We start from the raw sequence: 24,493 nt of genomic DNA, 5'->3' as shown, positions 1-24,493 counted from the left end.
TTTTATAATCTAAACTTCGCAAAGGAAACTCTCAACTATGGATAAGAAAAAGATTGTTGCAACCGTGATTGTAATTGGAGCTCTTATCATGTTACTTGTAATCGCTTTTAGTAATGAAGACAAGCAGCCTGCAAGTGGCTTTGAAGCTCACAAGGTCGTAGCACATGCCATGGGTGGCATTAACGGCCATACGTACACCAATGCTTTTGAAGCATTTGTTGCTAATTATGCACAGGGAACTCGCGTATTTGAAGTAGACTTGTTATTATCGGCTGATGATCAGCTAGTAGGTAGGCATGAGTGGTCAGGCAACATGAGTAAGCTTTTAGGTCAGTTGGATGTTCTCCCTGCTAATAAACAAGGGGTGGTACTAGATTTTAAGGAATTCATGGATAGTCCCATCCTGAATATATACACCCCAATCGATGTCAAGAAGTTGCTTGATCTGATGCAGCATTATCCAGATGCCTATATCGTGACCGATACGAAAGAAATCAAACCTGAACTTATAAATAAACAATTTACATTGTTGGTAGAAGCGGCGCAGCGCCGGGATCCAGCCATATTAGATCGGATTGTTCCACAAATATATAATCAGTCGATGCTTGATGAGATCAATAAGGTGTATTCTTTTCCAGAAGTGCTTTACACTCTGTACCAATCCAAGGATACGGATGAACAAGTTATTGAGTTTGTTAATAAAACAGGTGTGGATATTAACATGCCAGTTGGCCGAGCCACCAAGAGCTTTGTTAAAAAGCTGAAGAAGGCTGGCGCTCGTGTATATGTTCATACAGTAAATGAAGAAGCTGAAATTAGGGAACTGGCCCGTATGGGCGTGGATGGTTTTTATACTGATTTTGTACCCGAAGAGGATTTGATTAACATCTCAGGTGTACGTTGAAATCTTAGACTACTTATTACCATTAAAAAATACGAAAAAATGTTCGCATTTTTGTTCGCTTTAAATTGACACACCTGCTGTGCTGGCATAGACTAGATCTATATCTTTTGCGGCGGCAGGAGTGTCTTTGTCTTGCCCAAATGACTATTAAGGATGATTCTCATGAAATCAGTGCAGCAAATGATCAAACCTTGGCGGCATGTATTTAAGCTAGACCCTGACCGGATGATTTCGGATGAGGATTTGGAGGCCGTTTGCTTATCTGGCACGGATGCCATACTGATAGGGGGCTCAACAGGAGTAACCTATGAGAATACAGTGGATCTCCTAGCAAGAGTAAAACAGTTTGAGTTACCTTGTGCACTTGAGGTATCCGAACTTGAAGCTGCTGTTCCCGGATTTGATCTTTATATGATCCCTATGGTGCTTAATACGCCCGATCCAGCTTGGATTGTAGGCCATCATCGCCGAGCTATTGAACGCTATGGATTTATGATTCCATGGGATTCGCTTCTAACGGAAGGTTATATTGTGCTGAATAGTGCCTCTTCAGTTGCACGGATTACAGGGGCTGAGACGGCCATTGATGCTGAAGAAGCGGCTGCTTATGCTCAGGTTGCGGACAGGCTGATGTCACTGCCGATTGTTTATCTTGAATACAGCGGTAGGTTCGGGGATATGGAGACTGTGCGGACAGTACGCGAAATGGTGGAACACGCCCAACTTTTTTATGGTGGGGGCATTACTTGTGAGGCGGAAGCCGAGCAGGCAGCAGCTCTATGTGATACAGTAGTGGTCGGCAATATTATTTATAGTGATGTACAGCAGGCACTGCTAACAGTTGCGGCTGTAAAAAAGACAGTACAAGAGCAATTCGATTAAAATATAAGAGAGTATAAGTTTCACGTGATACATTATCCTTATATTTTCGCATAAACACTTACCGTCCTTATGACGCCAAAGGCGTTTATGCTTAGTGGTTATTTTTAGGACTACTTATGATTTGTGATTTTATATTTAGAAAGGAGCATGTTACACATGCAACTTATTAGCATACAAGACGCAGTAAGTCGACTGAATCCTCCACAAAGACAGGCTGTCGAAACTACTGAAGGACCACTTTTGATTATGGCTGGTGCGGGCAGTGGGAAGACGAGAGTGTTGACTCATAGAATTGCCTGGCTGATTGCCAATCGAAAGGCGCCGCCTTGGGCGATTTTGGCGATTACGTTTACGAATAAAGCCGCGCGGGAAATGCAGGAACGTGTATCTAAGCTTGTCGGACCTGAGGGAAGAGATATCTGGGTATCCACCTTTCACTCTATGTGTGTTCGGATTTTGCGGAAGGATATCGAGCGGATTGGTTTTACCTCCAACTTCTCCATTCTGGACTCTACAGATCAGTTATCCGTAATACGTAACTGTATGAAGGAACTGAATATTGATACGAAGAAATTCGAACCAAAAGCTGTGCAGGCTATCATTAGCGCATCCAAGAATGAACTGATCACTCCGGCGCAGTATGAGCAGAAGGTTGGCGATTATTTTGAAGGCTTAGTTGCAAAGGTATATAAGATGTATCAAAGACGTCTAAGAAGCAATAACTCGCTTGATTTTGATGATTTGATTATGAAGACCATCGAACTGTTTAAGGAAGTTCCCGAGGTACTTGATTTCTACCAAAAGAAATTCAAATACATCCACGTGGATGAGTATCAGGATACGAACAGAGCGCAGTATATGTTGTGCCGTATGCTCGCTGACAGCCACCACCGGATTTGTGTGGTAGGCGATAGTGACCAGTCGATTTATCGCTGGCGCGGAGCGGATATTACGAACATTCTTAATTTTGAAGAGGACTATCCAGAAGCGAAAACCATTCTTCTAGAGCAGAACTACCGTTCAACTGCTAATATCCTGAATGCAGCCAATGGTGTGATTGCACTCAATAGTGGACGTAAGCCGAAGAAGCTGTGGACCGATTCCGAGGAAGGTGCCAAGATTAAGGTGTACCGGGCGGACTCTGAGCATGATGAAGGTTACTTTGTAACCGGAGAAATCAGCAAAAATGTGAAACAGGGTCAAGCCTACCAGAATCATGCGATACTGTATCGTACGAATGCCCAGTCACGGGTAATCGAGGAAATTCTAATTAAATCTGATATTCCGTATCAAATCGTAGGCGGGATTAAGTTCTATGATCGTAAAGAAATCAAAGATCTGCTCGCTTATTTACGCCTGTTGTCTAACCCTGATGATGATATCAGCCTGACGCGTATTATTAATGTACCTAAGCGGGGATTAGGGGATACAACGGTTGGCAAGCTGGCAGCTGCGGCTGGTGAGCGTGGTGTTTCTATTTTCCGCGTACTGCAAACTGTAGATGATTTGGGCTTTGCCGGACGGACGCGGAATATGCTAGTAGAGTTCTACGATATGATTGAAGCTCTGCACCGTATGGTGGAGTTCTTGTCCGTAACAGAACTGACGGAAAAAATACTGGAGATGTCGCAGTACCGTTTGGAGCTGCAAAATGAAAACACTCTCGAATCTCGCTCGCGACTAGAGAATATCGATGAGTTCTTGTCCGTGACGATGGAGTTTGAAAAGAATAACGAGGACAAGTCGCTTGTCTCCTTCCTCACGGATCTTGCACTTATCGCAGATATTGATAGTGTGAATGATGATGAAGAGGACCGTAGTGACGCTGTAGTCCTGATGACGATGCACAGCGCCAAGGGTCTGGAGTTCCCAACAGTATTTATCGTCGGGATGGAAGAAGGCGTGTTCCCGCACAGCCGAGCCTTCCAAGACAACGATGAGCTCGAAGAGGAACGCCGGCTTGCATATGTAGGGATCACCCGCGCCGAGAAACAATTGTTTCTCTCTTGCGCGCGGATGCGTACGCTCTTTGGGCGGACGACGGCGAATCAGCCGTCCCGCTTCATTGAAGAGATTCCGGAGGAGTTGAAGGAAGATACCGCGAAGACACAGGATCGCTTCCAACGTGGAGGCTCGGAGGTAGGCGGTGCTTATGGCGGACGCGGCTTCAGTGGCGGCAGTCGTGGGAACTTCGGCGGCCGAAGTGGAGCTGCTGGTGCGGCGCCGATTGGCAGCGGAAGCACAGCGTCCGCAGCGACAAGCAAGAGCAGCGTGACCGTAACCTCCGGAGGCGCACAGCGCGCTACTGGAGCAGGGGCTGCAGCAGCTGGCGAATACAAAGCGGGTGATAAGGTTTCGCATGGCAAATGGGGTACTGGCACCGTTGTAGCTGTGAAGGGCACCGGGAATGATACGGAGCTGCAAATTGCTTTTCCGGCACCAGTGGGTGTAAAACGACTGCTTGCAGGGTTTGCACCGATTACCAGGGTGGAATAATAGTAGGAAACGATTAACGAACGGATATTTAGACCACGCTAATCATTAGGAAACTTATTGACGGAGGGATGTACCTGCATGGATGCTATGCATGTGATGGAAGAGCTTGTTGCGGAGTTAAATAATTATAATTACCACTATTACACGCTGGATGCTCCGCTAGTCAGCGATAAGGAATATGATGTTTTATACGACAAGCTTGTAGCACTGGAGGCTGAGAGTGGCTTCGTACTACCAGATTCACCTACACAACGTGTAGGTGGAGAGCTGCTTAAGGGCTTCACGCCGCATCGGCATCTGGCTCCGCTTTGGAGTCTCGATAAAGCACAGAATATTGAACAGCTGCGGAGCTGGAATACGCGGGTACTTCGCTTAGTGAATGAGTACAATCTTAAGAACCCAGGCAACCCTCTACCTGATCCTTGTTATGCAGTAGAACTGAAGTTTGATGGCTTGACGCTGAATCTAACCTATCGGAATGGTGTTCTCGAACAGGCATCGACGCGTGGTAATGGTGTCATTGGGGAAGGAATACTTGCTCAGGTGAAGACCATTAAGTCTGTTCCATTAACGATTCCTTTTAAAGAAGGGGTCATTGAAGTACAGGGCGAAGGGATTATGAATCTATCTGTGCTCGCTGATTATAATACCCGGGCTGCAGAGCCACTTAAGAATGCGCGTAATGCGGCGGCAGGAGCACTGCGCAATCTAAACCCGAAGACTACTGCAGAACGTCGTTTGAATGCATATTTCTATAATGTAGGTTTTGGCGAAGGTGTAGAGTTCGCCGATCATCAGGAGATGATGGATTTTCTACGGAATAATAAATTCAAAGTTAATCCTTATCTGACTTACTGTAATGATTTCGATGATGTGACTGAGCAGCTTGCTGGAATCGAGGAGAGTCGTTCAAGTCTTGATTACCTCATTGATGGAGCGGTGATCAAGGTAACGGATTTCCGTATTCGTGAAGTTCTTGGTTACACTGACAAGTTCCCTCGCTGGGCAGTGGCTTATAAATTTGAAGCTGAAGAAACAACGACCGTGCTTGAGTCTGTTAGCTGGAATGTAGGACGTACAGGTAAAGTGACTCCTTTAGCTCGTGTTGAAGCCGTAGAGCTTGCTGGAGTTACCGTGCAGAATTGCACATTAAATAATGTGGGCGATATTGAGCGCAAAAACTTGAAATTCGCCTTAGGCTCACGAGTGTTTATTCGGCGTTCTAATGATGTTATCCCGGAAATTCTCGGCAAGGTAACAGAAGAGAATGACGGAGGAGAAATTATTTTCCCTGAGGATTGCCCGGCTTGTGGATTTCCGCTAGAAATGCGTGGTGCGCATCTTTTCTGTAATAATAAGCTGAACTGTAGACCGCAAATTATTAGTCGGATCACTCATTTCGCTTCGCGTGATGCGATGGATATTGAGACGTTTAGTGAGAAGACGGCAGGTCAGCTCTACGACGAGCTTAATGTTCATGATTCTGCGGATCTGTATGAATTGTCCTTTGAGCAGCTTGTACAGCTGAACCGTTTCGGGGAGAAAAAAGCACAGAATTTGCTGCAAGCATTAGAGGATAGCAAAGGTCGCGATCTCGCCTCATTCCTCTTTGCGTTAGGAATCCCTAACACAGGTAAAGCAACAACTAAGATGCTGGCTGATCATTTCCGCGATCTGGATGCTGTGATGCAGGCTAAAGCTGAGGAACTTGCCGAGTTACCGGACATTGGCGGGATTGTCGCCGAGAGCATTGTTAACTTCTTCGCAGATCCTGTAGTCGTGGCGAATGTTGCTCGGTTGCGCGCGCTTGGGGTTGAAGCAAAAGCTCCTGAGGCCCCACGTCCTGTTAGCACGGATTCCTTCTTTAGCGGAAAAACGGTAGTGTTGACCGGTTCATTACAAAAGCTTACACGTGACGAAGCCGCCGAACGTCTGGAAGCACTCGGAGCGAAGGTGTCTGGAAGTGTATCTAAGAAGACGGATTTGGTTATTGCCGGCGAGAAGGCAGGTAGTAAACTGGCCAAAGCACAGCAGTTAGGCATTCAGGTCATCGAGGATGAGGATGAGCTAATTCGACTGCTGGAGATGTAAGCATATTTTTACTAAATTCTAAAAGGGTACCAGTTCCATTTCGTTTAAGTACGAGTGGAGCGGGTACCCTTTTTTTGCGTAACCTACTTATTGTCGTTTGATTTTAAGTACATGTTTCTATTTTCGAGGAAAAACGTTCAATGGATCTGCTAATATAGAAACTAAAGATAATTATTACTATATTTGAAAGGAACCCCCTCCTGTGAAGAGAGAAACGATATTGTTAGTAGATGATGAGAAGGAAATTGTAGAGCTGTTATCGATATACCTCTGTAATGAGGGCTATCGCCTGCTTAAAGCTTATGATGGGATGGAGGCACTGGCGTGTCTGCAGAAGGAAGAAGTAGATCTGATTATTCTTGATGTCATGATGCCTAAGATGGATGGATTAGCTGCATGTATGAAGATCCGTGAAGAGCGGAAGATGCCAATTATCATCCTTTCAGCCAAAAATACGGATATGGACAAAATCTCAGGACTTAGCATAGGAGCGGACGACTACGTGGGCAAGCCGTTTAATCCTTTGGAGATTGTGGCACGAGTTAAGTCACAGCTGCGTCGTTATCACGCTTTCAATAAAGATAGTAATAGCCTAGGGAATGACAGCAAACTGAGCTTTGAAGATTTAACTATAGATACGTCTAAGCATGAGGTACATATAGACCAGCAGAAGATTAAGCTGACCCCCCGGGAATTTTCTATTTTAGAGCTTTTGGCAAGGCACCAAGGTCAAGTGCTTAGCTTAGAGCAGATATACGATAAGGTGTGGAACGAACCATTTTTAGATGGGGGCAATACTGTTATGGTACATATTCGTAACCTCCGCGATAAAATCGAAGTGGATTCGAAGCGCCCCCGTTATATACAAACCGTCTGGGGAGTTGGCTATAAATTAGATGGACCTTCCTGAAAGGATTAGGTGAGGCTTCTTGAATTCAAAATATATAACTACGATTCGTTGGAAGTTTATATACGCCTTTTTACTCAGTGTGCTTTCCGGTGGATTACTGCTGTTTGCAGGTTACCAGCTCGTTAATTTCATGATCTATCTGAATCCAGTGTCAGAGTCGGCTCCCTATTCACGTATCTTACGCTGGATCATTAATCATATTGGCTCTATGCCACTGCTGACCGCAGCTGGTATTATCAGCTTTTTGCTGTTCTTTTTTATCTATACTCGTAAAATAGTACTGTATCTGGAGGAGATCACCAAAGGAATTCGGGAAATCACAAGCTCCGGGATGTCGCACCGAATTGAAGTCAGAACCACGGACGAGCTGGGAGTGCTGGCTGAGAATATTAATGAAATGGCTGAACGTTTGCAGCACTCCGTGGAAGAGGAACGTAAAGCAGTGAATGCAAAAAATGACTTGATCACAGGTGTCTCCCACGATTTACGAACCCCCCTTACCTCTGTCCTCGGTTTTCTGGAATATATCGAGCAAGATCGATGCCAGGAAGAAGTAGAAATACGATATTACGTGAGCATAGCCTACAACAAATCCCTTGTGCTGCGTAAACTGATCGACGATCTTTTTGAATATACACGCGTAAATAGTGGGGAATACCCTCTGGTTATGGAGCGATTAGATTTAAAAGCATTTATACGGCAGTTAGCGGAAGAGTCAGTTCCAGAACTAACAAAGGCTGAAATGATCTATGAGATCGATGACCAAGCTGGTGAGTTGTGGATAGAGGCTTCCCCTAAAGAATTAGTTCGTGCTTATGAGAATTTGATTACGAACGCGATCCGTTACGGTAGAAGCGGCGGGAAAGTGGAGATTGGTTTCAGTAAAAGGGGAGATGAAGCGGTTGTCCGCATTAGCAATTTTGGAGAAATGATTGCAGAGAGCGATATTCCGTTTATTTTCGAACGATTCTATCGGGCAGAGAAGTCTCGTTCACAGCATACAGGCGGTTCAGGCCTAGGTCTTGCCATTTCCAAAAGTATCATCGAACGCCACAATGGCGTTATTTATGTAGAAAGCTCCCCGCTTCGGACGGATTTTATCACCTATTTCCCATTCTTCATAGAATCTTAAGAAAACTCTTGGCGGGTTCTTAAGATTTGGAAGATATCCTTGTGAGCACAAGGAGGGAATGACTATGCACAAACTTCGGACGGTTCGCATCCATTATCTTTATATTTTTATAGGGAGTGCTCTTTTGAGTGCTGCCTTTCTTTTTGCTGTCCAGCGGGCTGTTGCTTTGCTGTATTCTCATTATTCAGGGCAATCAGGCGTCTTTTTTGTTCGTCTTATCCACTGGGTTATTAATCATATTGGAACAATCCCCAGCGCCATAATTCTATTTGTTCTATTCTTCAGCGGGTTGTTTATTCTCCGTTCACAGAAAATTGCTGATGATTTGCACGCGGTATTGATTGGGACCTTAGAGCTGGCAGACAAGGGAGTAACAAAAGAAATCAAGGTCCTCTCTGGAGGAGAATTAGGCCAAATCGCCGCTAACCTGAATCGCATGCAAAGAATTGAAGTTCCGAATAGAGGCGTAGCAACAGAAACGATGCAGGACACACCAGCTGTAGCTTTATTGATAAGAACTCGGGCAATTCTCCGTGCTCTCCGTGAGGTAGAGGAGGCTGACAACACGGATGATGGGATGGAAGCCCAAGCACTTCTTGAAGCAGCGAGTGTTGAAGCCCGTAGTATGGAGCGGTTCTTAGAGAACCTGATTATAGAATCATGAATGCCGTTACCGAAAAAAAACAAAGTGTAGCCCATTCAGGCAAGGATGGCAGATGGATCGTGCGTACCCGGATACTCCGTCTGGGGTATTTATTATTTGATGGGAGTATCATTGGAATAATAATAGCGCTCGTGGGTTTGCTTTACGTATTTCAATACGGCGGGCAAGTGGTTAAACAGCAAGAGGATAAACTTCAGCTGCCGGAATCGAGCATCATTAAGACCTCGGACGGGACGACATTAAGAATGATCCCTTTACCGGGCTCGGGGTATAGACATTCAGTGGAGCTGGAGGAAATGCCTGCATTATTGATAAATACGTTTTTAGCGGTGGAGGACCGGCGCTTTTATAGCCACCAGGGATTAGATTATAAAGGGATTTCTCGCGCTTTTCTAAATAATATTGTGGATATGGATCTCTCTGAGGGCGGAAGTAGTATTACTCAGCAGCTAGCTCGCAATCTTTATTTGAACAGGAACAAGAATGTCATACGTAAGCTAAACGAAGCATCCATTGCTCTTGCATTGGAGAGGCAGTTATCAAAACGAGAGATTCTAGGGCTTTACCTTAATCAGATTTATATGGGGCGTGGACAATATGGAGTAAAGGCAGCTGCGGAGCGTTACTTCGGCGTATCCGATTTAAAAAAACTAGAAATATGGCAAATCGCCACCTTGGCGGGAATCCCTAAAGGACCGTCTATTTATAATCCGGTAGACAATAGTACATTATCCAAAACAAGAAGGAATCTCGTTCTACAGATTATGTTAGATCAAGGACTGATTACTAAAGAACAAATGCTTGAGGCTAGAGATAAACAGTATCAACCTCCCGCTGCGAACAAAGTAGAAGTCATTGGTGTGCATTATGTGGACGCTACGCTTAAGGAAGCGGCTAAGATCACTGGGAAGTCTGTGGAGGAGCTTCGAACGGGTGGCTACACTATCGTTACAGGGTTGAACATTAAAGCACAGCAGGCGCTAGAGCAGGCATTTCTAAAGGGTTCTTCTTTTCCGCCTGACGGAAAAGATCAGCAGGTAGAAGCAGCTATGACCATAATGGATCATCGTACAGGTGAAGTGGTGGCACTGATTGGTGGGCGTGAACAAAATGAGGGGAGCTTGAGCAGAGCTACAATTGATGCGCGGCAGCCAGGCTCCAGCTTCAAGCCGATCATTGATTATGGACCCGCGCTAGAGAGCGGGAAGTTTAGCCCGAATAGCATACTTTCTGATCGCAAATACGCTTATGGAAACTATGTACCTGAGAATTTGAACGGTGTGTATCAAGGTCAAATCACAATGAGTAGAGCGCTGCAAAAATCCGTAAATGCGCCAGCTGTTTGGCTTTTGAAGCAGGTTGGAATCTCCTCTGCACGGCAATTTGCAGCCAAATTAGGAATTGTACTGTCAGAGGAGGATAACCATTTATCAATAGCTTTAGGAGGGCTTCATAATGGGGTATCGCCACTTAAAATGACACAAGCCTATGGTGTCTTTGCTAATGGAGGTAAATTCAATGAGGCTCATATGGTACGCACGATAATGGATTCAAAAGGGAAGGTTGTGTATTCACATCTCTCCGAATCACGGCAGGTAATATCGCAACGAACCGCAGAGGCAATGACGATGATGCTACGTAATGTTGTCAATGAAGGAACGGGCAAAAAAGCGCAAATGAACAGGCCTGTAGCGGGGAAAACCGGAACAACCCAATTGGATCTGCCAGGCGTAAGCAAGAAAGCTAACCGGGATTTGTGGTTTGTTGGTTATACTTCGGAATGGACAGCTGCAGTGTGGATGGGGTTTGATCGTACAAATAAGGATAATTATATGACAGAGGGCAGCGGGAAGGCTGCCGCTCTATTTTCTACAGTCATGAGTAAGGCGTTAAGTGGTTACTGATGTTACTGATGTTTATTGAGCGGCCCATTCTTCTAGTTTCTCGTCTCTAGGAAGCAGGAGAGCAAGGAAACCCAAAAGAGGTAGGAATCCACAAGCTATAAACACTTTTGAAATTCCAATGCTGTCAATCAGATTGCCGAGTACCAAGGAGCCAATTCCTCCGAGCCCAAAAGCAAGACCAGTGATTAACCCTGAAACTGTTCCGATATTGCCTGGATAAAGCATCTGAGCATAGATTACAGTAACAGAGAAGCTGGACAAAAGGATGAAGCCGCCAATCAGTAAGAGTATAGCTGCCCACATTTGGTTCACGAAGGGTAGAGCCAGTGCGAAGGGCACTGTTCCGACCATAGAGAGAAGAATGAGATTACGCCGTCCGAAGCGGTCTGCCAGTGGGCCTCCAAAGAATGTACCGACAGCTCCAGCTGCCAGATACATAAAAATATAGATTTGGGCCTTATCAAGCGTCATTTGATATTTGTCCATTAAATAGAAAGCGTAGTAACTGCCGATAGAAGCGCCGTACCAAGATCTTACAAAGACTAGGAAAACGAGGATGATTGTTGCCGTTCGAATACTTTTGCGTCGGGCAGGATCGATTGCACGAGCTGTTGATTTTTTATGAAACGTATATCCCGCATCCAGCATCTCTCGATACCAGCGAGCGACATAGGTCTGGACGGCAATTCCGGCAGCCGCAACGATAGTGAAGCCAAGAGCGCCGATCTGCCCAAAGGGAATGAATATCCATTTCGTGAGCATTGGTCCTAAAGATTGTCCAGCATTGCCGCCGACTTGAAAAATAGATTGCGAAAGACCTTTCCGCTGACCGGCGGCCATATGAGCAACACGCATGCCTTCGGGATGAAAGGTAGCAGATCCGAAACCGATCAGCATGACGGAAAACAATACAAGAATATAGTTGTTGGCATAAGCCAATAAAAGTACGCCTAGAAATGTGCTGCACATACCCAGTGGTAACAATATAGGACGAGGCTTACGATCTGCCGCATACCCAATGACTGGTTGGATAACAGAGGACGTCATGTTTAAGGCAAAGGAGATCCACCCAATCTGAGCGAAGGAGAGCATCAAGTTATCTTTGAGAATAGGAAAGATTGCAGGGATGACTGCCTGAATAGAATCGTTAAATAAATGAACAAAGCTGACAGCCAGCAAAATCTTATAGATTGTTGCTTGCTGCAGATTACGCTGCTCCTTGTCCTTGGTGTTTGTTTGGGTCGCAGCACTAGATGGATTGTTTTTCATTTAGACTCCTCTCGTACGTATCATTAGAAGTTAATATATGGGATTACGATAAATTCTATTTAGCCATAAATTAAGGATTATTGGAAACAATTTGTGTTGGTTTGTGCTAGTTTGAAAGTATTTATTCGTAGATTATTTTTATTTCAAAAAAAGCTTGCAAACATAAGAACAGCATGGTATATTATCTCTTGTGCTTATGACGCATCGAACAAATGAAACACAAACGATGAAAAAATAAGTTGACAAGAAATACGACAACATGATATACTCTAATTCCTGTGCAAGAGACAGTTGATGTCGAAATGCCGGGAGCAAGTTCTTTGAAAACTGAACAAATGGAACGCGTTAATTTTTAAAAGATTCATTTAATGAATCGTCAGTTTCAAAATGAGCATATCGCTCTTTTCAATACTAATTGGAGAGTTTGATCCTGGCTCAGGACGAACGCTGGCGGCGTGCCTAATACATGCAAGTCGAGCGGAGTTAGTTTGAAAGCTTGCTTTCAAACTAACTTAGCGGCGGACGGGTGAGTAACACGTAGGCAACCTGCCCCTTAGACTGGGATAACTACCGGAAACGGTAGCTAATACCGGATAATTTCTTTTTTCTCCTGAAGGAAGAATGAAAGACGGAGCAATCTGTCACTGAGGGATGGGCCTGCGGCGCATTAGCTAGTTGGTGGGGTAACGGCCCACCAAGGCGACGATGCGTAGCCGACCTGAGAGGGTGAACGGCCACACTGGGACTGAGACACGGCCCAGACTCCTACGGGAGGCAGCAGTAGGGAATCTTCCGCAATGGACGAAAGTCTGACGGAGCAACGCCGCGTGAGTGATGAAGGTTTTCGGATCGTAAAGCTCTGTTGCCAGGGAAGAACGTCCGGTAGAGTAACTGCTATCGGAGTGACGGTACCTGAGAAGAAAGCCCCGGCTAACTACGTGCCAGCAGCCGCGGTAATACGTAGGGGGCAAGCGTTGTCCGGAATTATTGGGCGTAAAGCGCGCGCAGGCGGTCATTTAAGTCTGGTGTTTAAACCTTGGGCTCAACCTGAGGTCGCACTGGAAACTGGGTGACTTGAGTACAGAAGAGGAAAGTGGAATTCCACGTGTAGCGGTGAAATGCGTAGATATGTGGAGGAACACCAGTGGCGAAGGCGACTTTCTGGGCTGTAACTGACGCTGAGGCGCGAAAGCGTGGGGAGCAAACAGGATTAGATACCCTGGTAGTCCACGCCGTAAACGATGAGTGCTAGGTGTTAGGGGTTTCGATACCCTTGGTGCCGAAGTTAACACAGTAAGCACTCCGCCTGGGGAGTACGGTCGCAAGACTGAAACTCAAAGGAATTGACGGGGACCCGCACAAGCAGTGGAGTATGTGGTTTAATTCGAAGCAACGCGAAGAACCTTACCAGGTCTTGACATCCCTCTGAATCCACTAGAGATAGTGGCGGCCTTCGGGACAGAGGAGACAGGTGGTGCATGGTTGTCGTCAGCTCGTGTCGTGAGATGTTGGGTTAAGTCCCGCAACGAGCGCAACCCTTAACTTTAGTTGCCAGCAAGTAATGTTGGGCACTCTAGAGTGACTGCCGGTGACAAACCGGAGGAAGGTGGGGATGACGTCAAATCATCATGCCCCTTATGACCTGGGCTACACACGTACTACAATGGCCGGTACAACGGGAAGCGAAACCGCGAGGTGAAGCCAATCCCATCAAAGCCGGTCTCAGTTCGGATTGCAGGCTGCAACTCGCCTGCATGAAGTCGGAATTGCTAGTAATCGCGGATCAGCATGCCGCGGTGAATACGTTCCCGGGTCTTGTACACACCGCCCGTCACACCACGAGAGTTTACAACACCCGAAGTCGGTGGGGTAACCCGCAAGGGAGCCAGCCGCCGAAGGTGGGGTAGATGATTGGGGTGAAGTCGTAACAAGGTAGCCGTATCGGAAGGTGCGGCTGGATCACCTCCTTTCTATGGAGAATCGTCTTCTGCAATGAAGACATTCAAATCGGAAGTTAAACTTCCAAAATCATTTAACGCGTATCCATTTGTTCGGTTTTGATGGAATTTGCGGGGCCATAGCTCAGCTGGGAGAGCGCCTGCCTTGCAAGCAGGAGGTCAGCGGTTCGATCCCGCTTGGCTCCACCAACAAACTTCATCTATTTGTTATGTCTAGAATATTTTTAAACTTGATCCTTGAAAACTGGATACCGAAACGAATTTGCGTTTTAGAACATCTTTTAGCTAAAACTTGTGTAAACAAGTACGTTAGTTATTAGCTGGAAGCGAAGATTTTCAATTGTGCGAACAAGCGAAACATCGGAGCGAAGGTTAAGCTAATAAGAGCACACGGAGGATGCCTAGGCGCCAGGAGCCGACGAAGGACGTGGCGAACAACGAAACTGCCTCGGGGAGCTGTAAGCAAGCTTTGATCCGGGGGTGTCCGAATGGGGAAACCCAGCTGTGGTAATTCGCAGTTACTCATCTCTGAACACATAGGAGATGTAGAGGCAGACCAGGGGAACTGAAACATCTAAGTACCCTGAGGAAGAGAAAACAATAGTGATTCCGTCAGTAGCGGCGAGCGAACGCGGAACAGCCTAAACCTAAGAGCTTGCTCTTAGGGGTTGTGGGACGTCTCACATGGAGTTACAAAGGAATATGGTAGGCGAAGAGGTCTGGAAAGGCCCGCGATAGAGGTAAAAGCCCTGTAACCTAAACTGTGTTCTCTCCGAGACGGATCCCGAGTAGTGCGGGGCACGTGAAACCCCGTATGAATCCAGCAGGACCATCTGCTAAGGCTAAATACTACCTGGCGACCGATAGTGAAACAGTACCGTGAGGGAAAGGTGAAAAGCACCCCGGAAGGGGAGTGAAATAGAACCTGAAACCGTGTGCTTACAAAAAGTCAGAGCCCTATCTATGGGTGATGGCGTGCCTTTTGTAGAATGAACCGGCGAGTTACGTTTAACATGCAAGGTTAAGTCGAGAAGACGGAGCCGCAGCGAAAGCGAGTCTGAATAGGGCGATTTAGTATGTGGACGTAGACCCGAAACCGTGTGATCTACCCCTGTCCAGGGTGAAGGTGCGGTAACACGCACTGGAGGCCCGAACCCACGCATGTTGAAAAATGCGGGGATGAGGTGGGGGTAGCGGAGAAATTCCAATCGAACTCGGAGATAGCTGGTTCTCCCCGAAATAGCTTTAGGGCTAGCCTCGGTATAAGAGTAGTGGAGGTAGAGCACTGATTGGGTGCGGGGTCCGCAAGGATTACCAAGCTCAGTCAAACTCCGAATGCCATATACTTATTGCCGGGAGTCAGACAGTGAGTGCTAAGATCCATTGTCAAAAGGGAAACAGCCCAGACCATCAGCTAAGGTCCCCAAGTGTGTGTTAAGTGGGAAAGGATGTGGAGTTGCACAGACAACCAGGATGTTGGCTTAGAAGCAGCCACCATTGAAAGAGTGCGTAATAGCTCACTGGTCGAGTGACTCTGCGCCGAAAATGTAACGGGGCTAAACACACCACCGAAGCTATGGCTAGATACGTATGTATCTGGGGTAGGGGAGCGTTGTATGTGGGTTGAAGGTGTACCGTAAGGAGCGCTGGACAGCATACAAGTGAGAATGCCGGTATGAGTAACGAAAAGATCAGTGAGAATCTGATCCGCCGAAAGCCCAAGGTTTCCTGAGGAAGGCTCGTCCGCTCAGGGTAAGTCGGGACCTAAGGCGAGGCCGAAAGGCGTAGTCGAAGGACAACAGTTTGAAATTACTGTACCACCGTAATCCGCTATGAGCGATGGGGTGACGCAGGAGGGTAGTGACGCGGACTGATGGATATGTCCGTCTAAGCAGTGAGGCTGATGTGTAGGCAAATCCGCACATCATTAAGGCTGGGCTGTGATGGGGAGCGAAAATTACAGTAGCGAAGGTCATGATCTCACACTGCCAAGAAAAGCCTCTAGCCAGGAGAAGGTGCCCGTACCGCAAACCGACACAGGTAGGCGAGAAGAGAATTCTAAGGCGCGCGGAAGAACTCTCGTTAAGGAACTCGGCAAAATGACCCCGTAACTTCGGGAGAAGGGGTGCCCCGGTAGTGTGAATAGCACGAGGGGGCCGCAGTGAAAAGGCCCAAGCGACTGTTTAGCAAAAACACAGGTCTGTGCGAAGCCGCAAGGCGAAGTATACGGGCTGACGCCTGCCCGGTGCTGGAAGGTTAAGGGGAGTGGTTAGGGGTAACCCGAAGCTATGAACCGAAGCCCCAGTAAACGGCGGCCGTAACTATAACGGTCCTAAGGTAGCGAAATTCCTTGTCAGGTAAATTCTGACCCGCACGAATGGCGTAACGACTTGGGCGCTGTCTCAACGAGAGATCCGGTGAAATTTTAATACCTGTGAAGATGCAGGTTACCCGCGACAAGACGGAAAGACCCCATGGAGCTTTACTGCAGCTTGATATTGAATTTGGGTACGATCTGTACAGGATAGGTGGGAGCCGTAGAAATCGGAGCGCAAGCTTCGGTGGAGGCGCCGTTGGGATACCACCCTGATCGTATCTAGGTTCTAACCTAGTACCCTAATCGGGTACGGGGACCGTGTCAGGCGGGCAGTTTGACTGGGGCGGTCGCCTCCTAAAGAGTAACGGAGGCGTTCCAAGGTTCCCTCAGAATGGTTGGAAATCATTCGAAGAGTGCAAAGGCATAAGGGAGCTTGACTGCGAGACCTACAAGTCGAGCAGGGACGAAAGTCGGACTTAGTGATCCGGTGGTACCGCATGGAAGGGCCATCGCTCAACGGATAAAAGCTACCCTGGGGATAACAGGCTTATCTCCCCCAAGAGTCCACATCGACGGGGAGGTTTGGCACCTCGATGTCGGCTCATCGCATCCTGGGGCTGAAGTAGGTCCCAAGGGTTGGGCTGTTCGCCCATTAAAGCGGTACGCGAGCTGGGTTCAGAACGTCGTGAGACAGTTCGGTCCCTATCTGTCGTGGGCGCAGGAAATTTGAGAGGAGCTGTCCTTAGTACGAGAGGACCGGGATGGACGTACCGCTGGTGCACCAGTTGTTTCGCCAGAAGCATGGCTGGGTAGCTACGTACGGACGGGATAAGCGCTGAAAGCATCTAAGCGTGAAGCCCCCCTCAAGATGAGATTTCCCAATTAGTAAGACCCCTTGAAGACGACGAGGTAGATAGGTTGGAGGTGGAAGTGCAGTAATGCATGGAGCTGACCAATACTAATCGGTCGAGGGCTTATCCTATACTTAAAACGCAAATTCAATTCGGATTCAGTTTTCAGGCATCAAGCCTGTAACACGCTGAGAAATTTATTCTCACTTCTGGTGATGAACGAAATTTCACGCGGCAGCGTCTGTTTCACAGACGCATGTTTGGTGGCGATAGCGGAGGGGTTCCACGCGTACCCATCCCGAACACGACCGTTAAGCCCTCCAGCGCCGATGGTACTTGGACCGAAGGGTCCTGGGAGAGTAGGACGTTGCCAAGCACAATTAGACCACTGTTGAGTAATCGACAGTGGCTTTTTTGCGTTTATTATAGGCTGTGGAAAACTTGTGGATAAACATTTGGATTTGCAGAAGAGTTACGCACATGTGGATAGATGATTGAAAGAGAAATAATCTCTAAATAGTGTGGATTAAATACATATTTATATGGATCTGTCAACAGAAAACCTAAGTAATACACGGGTTGCTGTGGATATAACCGGGATTATGTGGATAGAGCTATTGATAAGTGGATAACTATTTTAACTTGGATGTGACAAGATTTCAAGACTATTTTTAAAACTGCATAGAGCTGTGGATAACTAAAATAAAGTTATAAATAATGTAATAGATTAGCGCACAATTGAAGCTCTTGTTATACTTATCCTAAAAGTAATTTTATAAAGGATGAGGTGAGTTTGTGGTAATAAGACAGTTACGTTCAGAAGAATTCGATGCAAGCATGAACTTGTCAGAATATGCTTTTCAGTACAAGCTTCCTAGTGAAAAAAGGGCAAGTGCTAAGGAAAGATTCAAGGCTGAACAGGTATGGGGTGCTTTTGAGGACGGAACATTGGAAGCTAAATTGACGATTATTCCTTTCCAAGTCTACATACAGGGCAGAGTGGTACCTATGGGTGGTATAGCAGGAGTGGCTACATGGCCAGAGAACCGCAGACAAGGACATGTGGCAAATCTATTGTCTCATGCGCTGCATACGATGAATGAGGCAGGTCAAATGCTCTCTTTTCTACACCCGTTCTTGATTCCGTTTTATCGTAAATTTGGCTGGGAGGTTTATTGTGAATATAAGAAATACTCTATTCCAGTAGCGAAGTTTCCCAAAAAGGTCGAAGTTGAGGGCAAGGTTAGACGGGATATAAAAGATATCGAAGTATTAGATAGCCTATACAATCGATTCGCTGTCAGATATAACGGGACACTTAAGCGCGATTTGGACTGGTGGGAGAACTCTGTTCTAGATGATGAAGGAAAGAGTGCAGTATTTTACTCCAAGAGTGGTGAACCAGAGGGATATGTGCTGTATAAGGTAGAGAACAGAGAACTGGTTATTGATGAATTTGTTTTTTTGAATGAACAAGCTCGGCAGGGGCTGTGGACATTTCTTGCGAACCATGATTCGATGGTGACCGGTGCATCCTTAAAGCTGGTGCCTTCGGATGACATATTACCTTTCTTGCTGCCAGATCCACGTATAGGACAAGAGAATTATCCTTATTTTATGGGGCGGATTGTTAATGCCAAGTCATTCATTGAAACTTACGCCTTCAGAGGAAACAGTAGTCAAAAGAAGCAGCTTATATATATCGAAGATAAGTATGCACCTTGGAATGATGGGTTATGGGCATGGAATATCTCTAATGAGGGCTCGGCTACTTTGATTCGAGTGGAAGGGGAACGGGCGGAAGCAGACTTGAGATGTGATATAGGCACTTTGACGGCCTTGATGCTTGGATACAAACGACCAACAGAGATGGCACGTTATGGAAGTGTCTCTGGCCACGCAGCAGCACTGGAATGGTTTGAAGAAATTATTCCACAAGCACAGACAGCTTTATTTGATCATTTTTAAAAATATAAGAAAATATAAGTTTCATGCTATACATTATCCTTATATTTCTCGCATAAACGCTTATCGCCCTAATAAGGATACCGAAGGCGTTTATACTTGACAAAAATTAGGCTCTCCCCTTCGAAAGAAGTTGGGAGAGTTCTTTATTTCCGAATACATTCGCTGAAAAAAGTGAAAAATAAGAGAATCCACTTGGAATTAGCACAGAATATGTTATAATATTAAAAAGTCAAAGAAAGTCAAAGTCAACGAAGCATAATGACATCTATCCGATCTTCTGAACACGTGGGATTATCCACAAATGTTTAAGTTCAATTAAAGACCATTGTCATTATGAATGCAAGTTGCAATCGGTATTATAAAGATTTAAGCACTGGAGGATGAGTGATGCGCAATATCTCTGATATTATCGAACAATATCTGAAGAATATTTTGCATGAAAGTCCCGAAGGTACGGTGGAAATCCAGCGAAATGACCTGGCGGACCAGTTCTCATGCGTACCGTCACAGATCAACTATGTCATCAGTACACGCTTTACTCTGGAAAAAGGTTATGTGGTGGAAAGTAAGCGTGGTGGCGGGGGATATATTCGTATTCAACGTTTTGAATTACCACCTAACGTAGCACTGCATGCCCATTTAAACCATACTATAGGTGGCGGGATTGATCAGAACGCTGCTGAAGGGCTGATTTATCAGCTGGAGGAAGCTGGTTTTCTAAGTAAGCGTGAAGCGTGCCTTATGCGCGCTGCTGTTTCTCGGGAATGCCTAACGGTTAAGATTCCATACCGGGATGAGATTCGTGCCAAGATTATGAAGGCGATGTTAATCTCTTTGTTAGGCAAATAATTGTCAACCATAAGGGAGGGGCTTTCGCTTATGCAATGCCAGGAATGTGGCGTCAAGCCGGCAACACTCCACTTCACTAAGATCGTGAATGGAGAGAAGACGGAGTTTCATATCTGCGAGAGCTGTGCACGGGAGAAGGGTGAACTCATTCCCGGAACGGCTGGAGGATTCTCTATCCACAGTCTGCTCTCAGGTCTGCTTGATCTTGAAGGTGCCGGCAAGGAGAAGTCGGCTGCAACGAAGACTACGCAGAGTCTGCAATGTGAGAATTGTGGGATGACGTACTCCCAGTTTAGCAAATTAGGCCGTTTTGGCTGTAGCTCCTGTTATGAATATTTTAACAGTGCACTGGACCCGCTTTTTAAGCGAGTGCATGGCAGTACTTCACATGTAGGTAAGATTCCGAAACGTGCAGGAGCTCAGATTGTGTTTAGACGCCAAATTGATGAACTCAAGCAGGAATTACAGCAAAGTATTACACAAGAAGAATTCGAGAAAGCAGCGGAGCTGCGAGATCAGATTCGTAAACTTGAAAAAGAAATAGCACAAGAGTAAAGTCTTTGATATATAGGGGGGATATGACATGTCAAGTCTCCGATTTACTGAACAAGCGCTTAGTGATTGGATGCGTTCTGGAGGTAGTCACTCCGAGATTGTAATTAGCAGTCGTATGCGTATTGCCCGTAATCTAGAGCATCTTCCGTTCCCAATGCTGGCTTCCTTAGAGCAATCGGAAGAAGTATTAGAGCTACTGGCTCCTGTGTTTCATGAGGAAGCAGCTGCAGATTTCGGATCTTTTCAACTCCTAAAGCTTGATGAAGTGAATGAACTGGACAAAAAGGTACTGGTTGAGAAGCATCTAATCAGTCCTAACTTGGCTAATGATTCGCGCAGTGCGGCTGTCTTATTAAATGAAGATGAGTCGGTCAGCATCATGATTAACGAAGAGGACCATCTGCGAATCCAGTGTCTGTTTCCTGGTCTTCAGGTTAGAGAAGCATGGGATCGTGCGACGGCGATCGATGATATATTCGAGGCAGCAGTCAATTACGCTTTTGATGATAAAAGAGGATATTTGACTAGTTGTCCCACCAATGTTGGTACTGGGCTTCGTGCCTCGGTAATGCTGCATCTACCAGCGCTTGTAATGACTCATCAGATCAATCGCATATTGTCTGCAGTGAACCAAGTGGGATTGACTGTAAGAGGAATTTACGGTGAGGGTAGCGAAGCAGTAGGGAACATCTTTCAAATTTCTAACCAGATCACTCTCGGTCAAACGGAAAGTGAAATTATAGAGAACCTTCACAGTGTAGTTACCCAGATTATTGAGCATGAGCGAAATGCACGTGAACGGTTGCTTGTTGATTCCGCCCTGAGAATAACAGACCGAGTGAAGCGTTCTTACGGAATTTTATGTTATGCAGCTCTTATGGAGCTTAAAGAATCTGCTCAACGCCTGTCTGATGTGAGACTTGGGGTTGACCTTGGCATTCTGGAAGGTCTTTCGATCTCAGTGCTTAATGAACTTAACGTTAAGACACAGCCAGGATTTCTACAAAAGATGTTCGGCGATGAGCTGAACGCTACTGAACGAGATATGTATCGGGCAAAACTGCTCCGAGAGACACTGGGAACACAACATTAATATAGATATTTATTATTCATGGAGGTGCAGGAGATATGATGTTTGGAAGATTTACGGAACGCGCACAAAAAGTGCTAGCGCTGGCGCAGGAAGAAGCTGTTCGTTTAGGACACAACAATATTGGTACAGAACATATTTTGCTCGGACTTATTCGTGAAGGAGACGGCATTGCTGCTAAGGCATTAATAGCTTTAGGGCTAGGTCTTGAAAAAATCCAGGACGAAGTGGAGACACTGATTGGCAGAGGTCAAGAACAGCCTACGAACATTGCTTATACTCCTCGCGCTAAAAAAGTGATTGAGCTGTCGATGGACGAAGCCCGCAAATTGGGTCATACGTATGTTGGCACTGAGCATATTTTGCTTGGACTTATCCGTGAAGGGGAAGGTGTCGCGGCTCGTGTGCTTAATAACCTCGGCATCAGCTTGAACAAAGCTCGTCAACAAGTTCTTCAGCTCCTGGGAAGCAGCGAGGCTGCCTCTAGTCATAGCGGGACTCCGGCTAATGTCAGCACACCGACCCTAGATGGTCTTGCGCGCGATTTGACCGCTTATGCTAAGGAAGGTAATCTAGACCCAGTTATCGGCCGTAGTAAGGAAATTGAACGTGTTATTCAGGTACTGAGTCGCCGGACTAAGAATAACCCGGTACTGATCGGTGAACCTGGTGTTGGTAAAACAGCTATCGCTGAAGGACTTGCACAAAAGATTATCAATAATGAAATCCCAGAAACACTTCGCGACAAACGCGTCATGACGCTCGACATGGGCTCAGTAGTGGCTGGAACAAAATATCGCGGTGAGTTTGAAGACCGCCTCAAGAAAATTATGGATGAGATTCGCCAAGCAGGTAATATCGTGCTCTTTATCGATGAGCTTCATACGCTAATCGGTGCTGGTGGCGCAGAAGGTGCGATTGACGCATCTAACATTCTTAAGCCGGCTTTAGCCCGTGGGGAACTTCAGTGCATTGGTGCGACTACGCTTGACGAATATCGTAAATATATTGAAAAAGATGCAGCATTGGAGCGTCGTTTCCAACCGATTACGGTGGATCAGCCTTCTCCAGAGGAAGCGGTCCAAATTCTTTTCGGACTTCGCGATCGTTATGAAGCGCATCACCGTGTGAAGATTACGGATGAAGCTATTGTGGAAGCAGTGAAGTTGTCCGATCGTTACATCCCGGACCGTTTCCTGCCAGATAAAGCGATTGACCTTATCGATGAAGCAGGGTCTAAAGTAAGGCTTCACTCTTACACCATCCCGCCAAATCTGAAGGAACTTGAAATGCGCTTGGATGATATCCGCAAGGAGAAGGATTCCGCAGTGCAGAGTCAAGAGTTTGAAAAAGCGGCGGCCTTGCGTGATACAGAGCAAAAAATCCGTGAAGAGCTTGATACGACAAAGAATCAATGGAAAGAAAAACAGGGGCGCACGGATTCAGAGGTTACACCTGAAGACATCGCACAGGTTGTAGCTAGCTGGACGGGTATACCTGTAAGCAAGCTGAAGGAAGAGGAGACCGACCGTCTACTTAACATGGAGGCTTTACTGCATGAACGAGTGATCGGTCAGGACGAAGCTGTTAAGGCAGTTAGCCGGGCACTACGCCGTGCGCGTGCGGGTCTTAAAGATCCGAAACGTCCAATGGGTTCCTTTATCTTCCTCGGTCCTACAGGTGTAGGTAAAACTGAGTTGGCTCGTGCATTGGCTGAAGCCATGTTCGGCGATGAGAATGCGGTCATCCGTATTGATATGTCGGAATACATGGAGAAACACTCCACGTCCCGCTTAGTCGGAGCCCCTCCTGGATATGTTGGCTATGAAGAAGGCGGCCAATTAACCGAGAAAGTACGCCGTAAACCTTATTCTGTAGTGCTGCTTGATGAAATTGAAAAAGCGCACCCAGAAGTATTCAATATTCTGCTGCAAGTTCTTGAAGACGGTCGTTTGACTGACTCTAAAGGACGGGTAGTCGATTTCCGTAATACATTAATTATTCTGACTTCTAACGTAGGCGCACAAGCGATCAAGAAGAATTCGACACTTGGATTCACAGCTGTGCAAGATGCTGGAGCAGAATACGGTAATATGAAGGGCAAGGTTATGGAAGAGCTTAAGAAGAGCTTCCGTCCTGAGTTCTTGAACCGGATTGACGAAATCATCGTCTTCCATTCCCTCGATGAGAAGCATATTGCTGAAATCGTTACGTTGATGTCTGATGAGCTGCGCAAGCGGCTGCGTGAATATGATGTTGATTTCGTACTCACGGATGCGGCGAAGGCTTTCCTGGCTAAGGAAGGTTACGACCCAGCCTTTGGTGCACGTCCATTACGTCGTGCGATTCAGAAGCATATTGAAGACCGTCTTTCCGAGGAATTGTTGAGAGGAAATATCCAAAAGGGTGATTCGCTCAACATTGATGAAGTTGGCGGAGAACTTGTAGTGAATAAAGTGGATGCTCCTGTAGCGCCATTGCTTGAAAAAGAAGTAGAATCCGAATAAAAAAACGGAATAAAAAAAGCTTCCGCTCCTCAGTTTATAGAGGGGCGGAAGCTTTTTTAATATAAATTTATCACTTAAAAATATACATTTAGTACAAATTCCGAATGACCTTTCGTTAAAGGGGCAGAAATGGTAAACTTTCATTA

At 46.2% G+C, this 24,493-nt stretch carries 14 protein-coding genes, 1 tRNA gene and 3 rRNA genes; 17 read left to right on the top strand and 1 reads right to left on the bottom strand.

The window, feature by feature from the left end:
- The first annotated feature begins 37 nt into the window (after positions 1-37).
- The 8 genes from NSS87_RS28315 to NSS87_RS28280 all read left to right on the top strand — a co-directional run bounded on the left by NSS87_RS28315 (position 38) and on the right by NSS87_RS28280 (position 10,983).
- Entirely contained in the window at positions 38-904 is an 867-nt protein-coding gene (locus NSS87_RS28315; RefSeq protein ID WP_339243654.1) for a phosphatidylinositol-specific phospholipase C/glycerophosphodiester phosphodiesterase family protein, read from the top strand.
- A gap of 162 nt (positions 905-1,066) precedes the next feature.
- Positions 1,067-1,786, top strand: coding sequence for a heptaprenylglyceryl phosphate synthase (locus NSS87_RS28310; protein WP_179086618.1), 720 nt, complete (start codon positions 1,067-1,069; stop codon positions 1,784-1,786).
- A 156-nt stretch (positions 1,787-1,942) separates the two neighbouring features.
- The gene (gene pcrA, locus NSS87_RS28305; protein WP_339243652.1) at positions 1,943-4,282 is read left to right on the top strand and encodes a DNA helicase PcrA; all 2,340 of its coding nucleotides are present in this window, start codon (positions 1,943-1,945) and stop codon (positions 4,280-4,282) included.
- A 78-nt stretch (positions 4,283-4,360) separates the two neighbouring features.
- Entirely contained in the window at positions 4,361-6,373 is a 2,013-nt protein-coding gene (ligA, locus tag NSS87_RS28300) for an NAD-dependent DNA ligase LigA (protein WP_339243650.1), read from the top strand.
- A 202-nt stretch (positions 6,374-6,575) separates the two neighbouring features.
- The gene (locus NSS87_RS28295; protein ID WP_076297845.1) at positions 6,576-7,283 is read left to right on the top strand and encodes a response regulator transcription factor; all 708 of its coding nucleotides are present in this window, start codon (positions 6,576-6,578) and stop codon (positions 7,281-7,283) included.
- A gap of 19 nt (positions 7,284-7,302) precedes the next feature.
- A complete protein-coding gene (locus NSS87_RS28290) occupies positions 7,303-8,415 on the top strand; it encodes a HAMP domain-containing sensor histidine kinase (protein ID WP_339243649.1) in 1,113 nt (370 codons plus the stop codon).
- Positions 8,416-8,479: 64 nt separating this feature from the next.
- The gene (locus tag NSS87_RS28285; RefSeq protein WP_339243647.1) at positions 8,480-9,079 is read left to right on the top strand and encodes a hypothetical protein; all 600 of its coding nucleotides are present in this window, start codon (positions 8,480-8,482) and stop codon (positions 9,077-9,079) included.
- Positions 9,076-10,983 carry a PBP1A family penicillin-binding protein gene (locus tag NSS87_RS28280; protein WP_339243646.1) on the top strand — a complete coding sequence of 636 codons (1,908 nt, stop codon included), beginning with the start codon at positions 9,076-9,078 and terminating at the stop codon, positions 10,981-10,983. Before NSS87_RS28285 ends, NSS87_RS28280 begins: the two co-directional genes overlap by 4 nt.
- 12 nt (positions 10,984-10,995) lie before the next feature.
- Here NSS87_RS28280 and NSS87_RS28275 read toward each other — a convergent pair whose 3' ends face one another.
- Positions 10,996-12,252 carry an MFS transporter gene (locus NSS87_RS28275; RefSeq protein WP_149645253.1) on the bottom strand — a complete coding sequence of 419 codons (1,257 nt, stop codon included), beginning with the start codon at positions 12,250-12,252 and terminating at the stop codon, positions 10,996-10,998.
- Between the two features lie 412 nt (positions 12,253-12,664).
- Here NSS87_RS28275 and NSS87_RS28270 point away from each other — a divergent pair.
- The 9 genes from NSS87_RS28270 to clpC all read left to right on the top strand — a co-directional run bounded on the left by NSS87_RS28270 (position 12,665) and on the right by clpC (position 24,347).
- Positions 12,665-14,222: ribosomal RNA gene (locus NSS87_RS28270) — 16S ribosomal RNA — on the top strand.
- A gap of 101 nt (positions 14,223-14,323) precedes the next feature.
- Positions 14,324-14,399: transfer RNA gene (locus tag NSS87_RS28265), tRNA-Ala, on the top strand.
- 181 nt (positions 14,400-14,580) lie between these two features.
- Positions 14,581-17,509, top strand: a 23S ribosomal RNA gene (locus tag NSS87_RS28260).
- A gap of 128 nt (positions 17,510-17,637) precedes the next feature.
- A 5S ribosomal RNA gene (gene rrf, locus NSS87_RS28255) occupies positions 17,638-17,754 on the top strand.
- Together the 16S, 23S and 5S rRNA genes with 1 tRNA gene alongside form the textbook arrangement of a ribosomal RNA operon.
- A 419-nt stretch (positions 17,755-18,173) precedes the next feature.
- The gene (locus NSS87_RS28250) at positions 18,174-19,346 is read left to right on the top strand and encodes a GNAT family N-acetyltransferase (RefSeq protein WP_339243644.1); all 1,173 of its coding nucleotides are present in this window, start codon (positions 18,174-18,176) and stop codon (positions 19,344-19,346) included.
- Between the two features lie 387 nt (positions 19,347-19,733).
- Positions 19,734-20,195 carry a CtsR family transcriptional regulator gene (locus tag NSS87_RS28245; RefSeq protein WP_042131251.1) on the top strand — a complete coding sequence of 154 codons (462 nt, stop codon included), beginning with the start codon at positions 19,734-19,736 and terminating at the stop codon, positions 20,193-20,195.
- A gap of 30 nt (positions 20,196-20,225) precedes the next feature.
- Entirely contained in the window at positions 20,226-20,750 is a 525-nt protein-coding gene (locus tag NSS87_RS28240) for a UvrB/UvrC motif-containing protein (RefSeq protein ID WP_042192214.1), read from the top strand.
- Between the two features lie 28 nt (positions 20,751-20,778).
- Positions 20,779-21,843: a protein arginine kinase gene (locus tag NSS87_RS28235; RefSeq protein WP_042192210.1), complete on the top strand. Its 1,065-nt coding sequence runs from the start codon at positions 20,779-20,781 to the stop codon at positions 21,841-21,843.
- Positions 21,844-21,878: 35 nt separating this feature from the next.
- Positions 21,879-24,347: an ATP-dependent protease ATP-binding subunit ClpC gene (gene clpC / locus NSS87_RS28230; protein ID WP_042131248.1), complete on the top strand. Its 2,469-nt coding sequence runs from the start codon at positions 21,879-21,881 to the stop codon at positions 24,345-24,347.
- The last annotated feature ends 146 nt before the right edge of the window (positions 24,348-24,493 follow it).

The organism is Paenibacillus sp. FSL F4-0243, from assembly GCF_037963295.1.
In the GTDB taxonomy this organism is placed as follows: Bacteria; Bacillota; Bacilli; order Paenibacillales; family Paenibacillaceae; genus Paenibacillus_AQ.
Note: the sequence above shows the minus strand (reverse complement) of the source record. Positions and strands in the feature narration are given on the sequence as shown.

Excerpts from the sequence above, each read along its gene's own strand:
- ligA (WP_339243650.1), top strand. The coding sequence starts at position 4,361 with ATGGATGCTATGCATGTGATGGAAGAGCTTGTTGCGGAGTTAAATAAT.
- NSS87_RS28240 (WP_042192214.1), top strand. The coding sequence starts at position 20,226 with ATGCAATGCCAGGAATGTGGCGTCAAGCCGGCAACACTCCACTTCACT.
- NSS87_RS28315 (WP_339243654.1), top strand. The coding sequence starts at position 38 with ATGGATAAGAAAAAGATTGTTGCAACCGTGATTGTAATTGGAGCTCTT.
- clpC (WP_042131248.1), top strand. The coding sequence starts at position 21,879 with ATGATGTTTGGAAGATTTACGGAACGCGCACAAAAAGTGCTAGCGCTG.
- NSS87_RS28275 (WP_149645253.1), bottom strand. The coding sequence starts at position 12,252 with ATGAAAAACAATCCATCTAGTGCTGCGACCCAAACAAACACCAAGGAC.
- NSS87_RS28285 (WP_339243647.1), top strand. The coding sequence starts at position 8,480 with ATGCACAAACTTCGGACGGTTCGCATCCATTATCTTTATATTTTTATA.
- NSS87_RS28235 (WP_042192210.1), top strand. The coding sequence starts at position 20,779 with ATGTCAAGTCTCCGATTTACTGAACAAGCGCTTAGTGATTGGATGCGT.
- pcrA (WP_339243652.1), top strand. The coding sequence starts at position 1,943 with ATGCAACTTATTAGCATACAAGACGCAGTAAGTCGACTGAATCCTCCA.
- NSS87_RS28245 (WP_042131251.1), top strand. The coding sequence starts at position 19,734 with ATGCGCAATATCTCTGATATTATCGAACAATATCTGAAGAATATTTTG.
- NSS87_RS28310 (WP_179086618.1), top strand. The coding sequence starts at position 1,067 with ATGAAATCAGTGCAGCAAATGATCAAACCTTGGCGGCATGTATTTAAG.
- NSS87_RS28280 (WP_339243646.1), top strand. The coding sequence starts at position 9,076 with ATGAATGCCGTTACCGAAAAAAAACAAAGTGTAGCCCATTCAGGCAAG.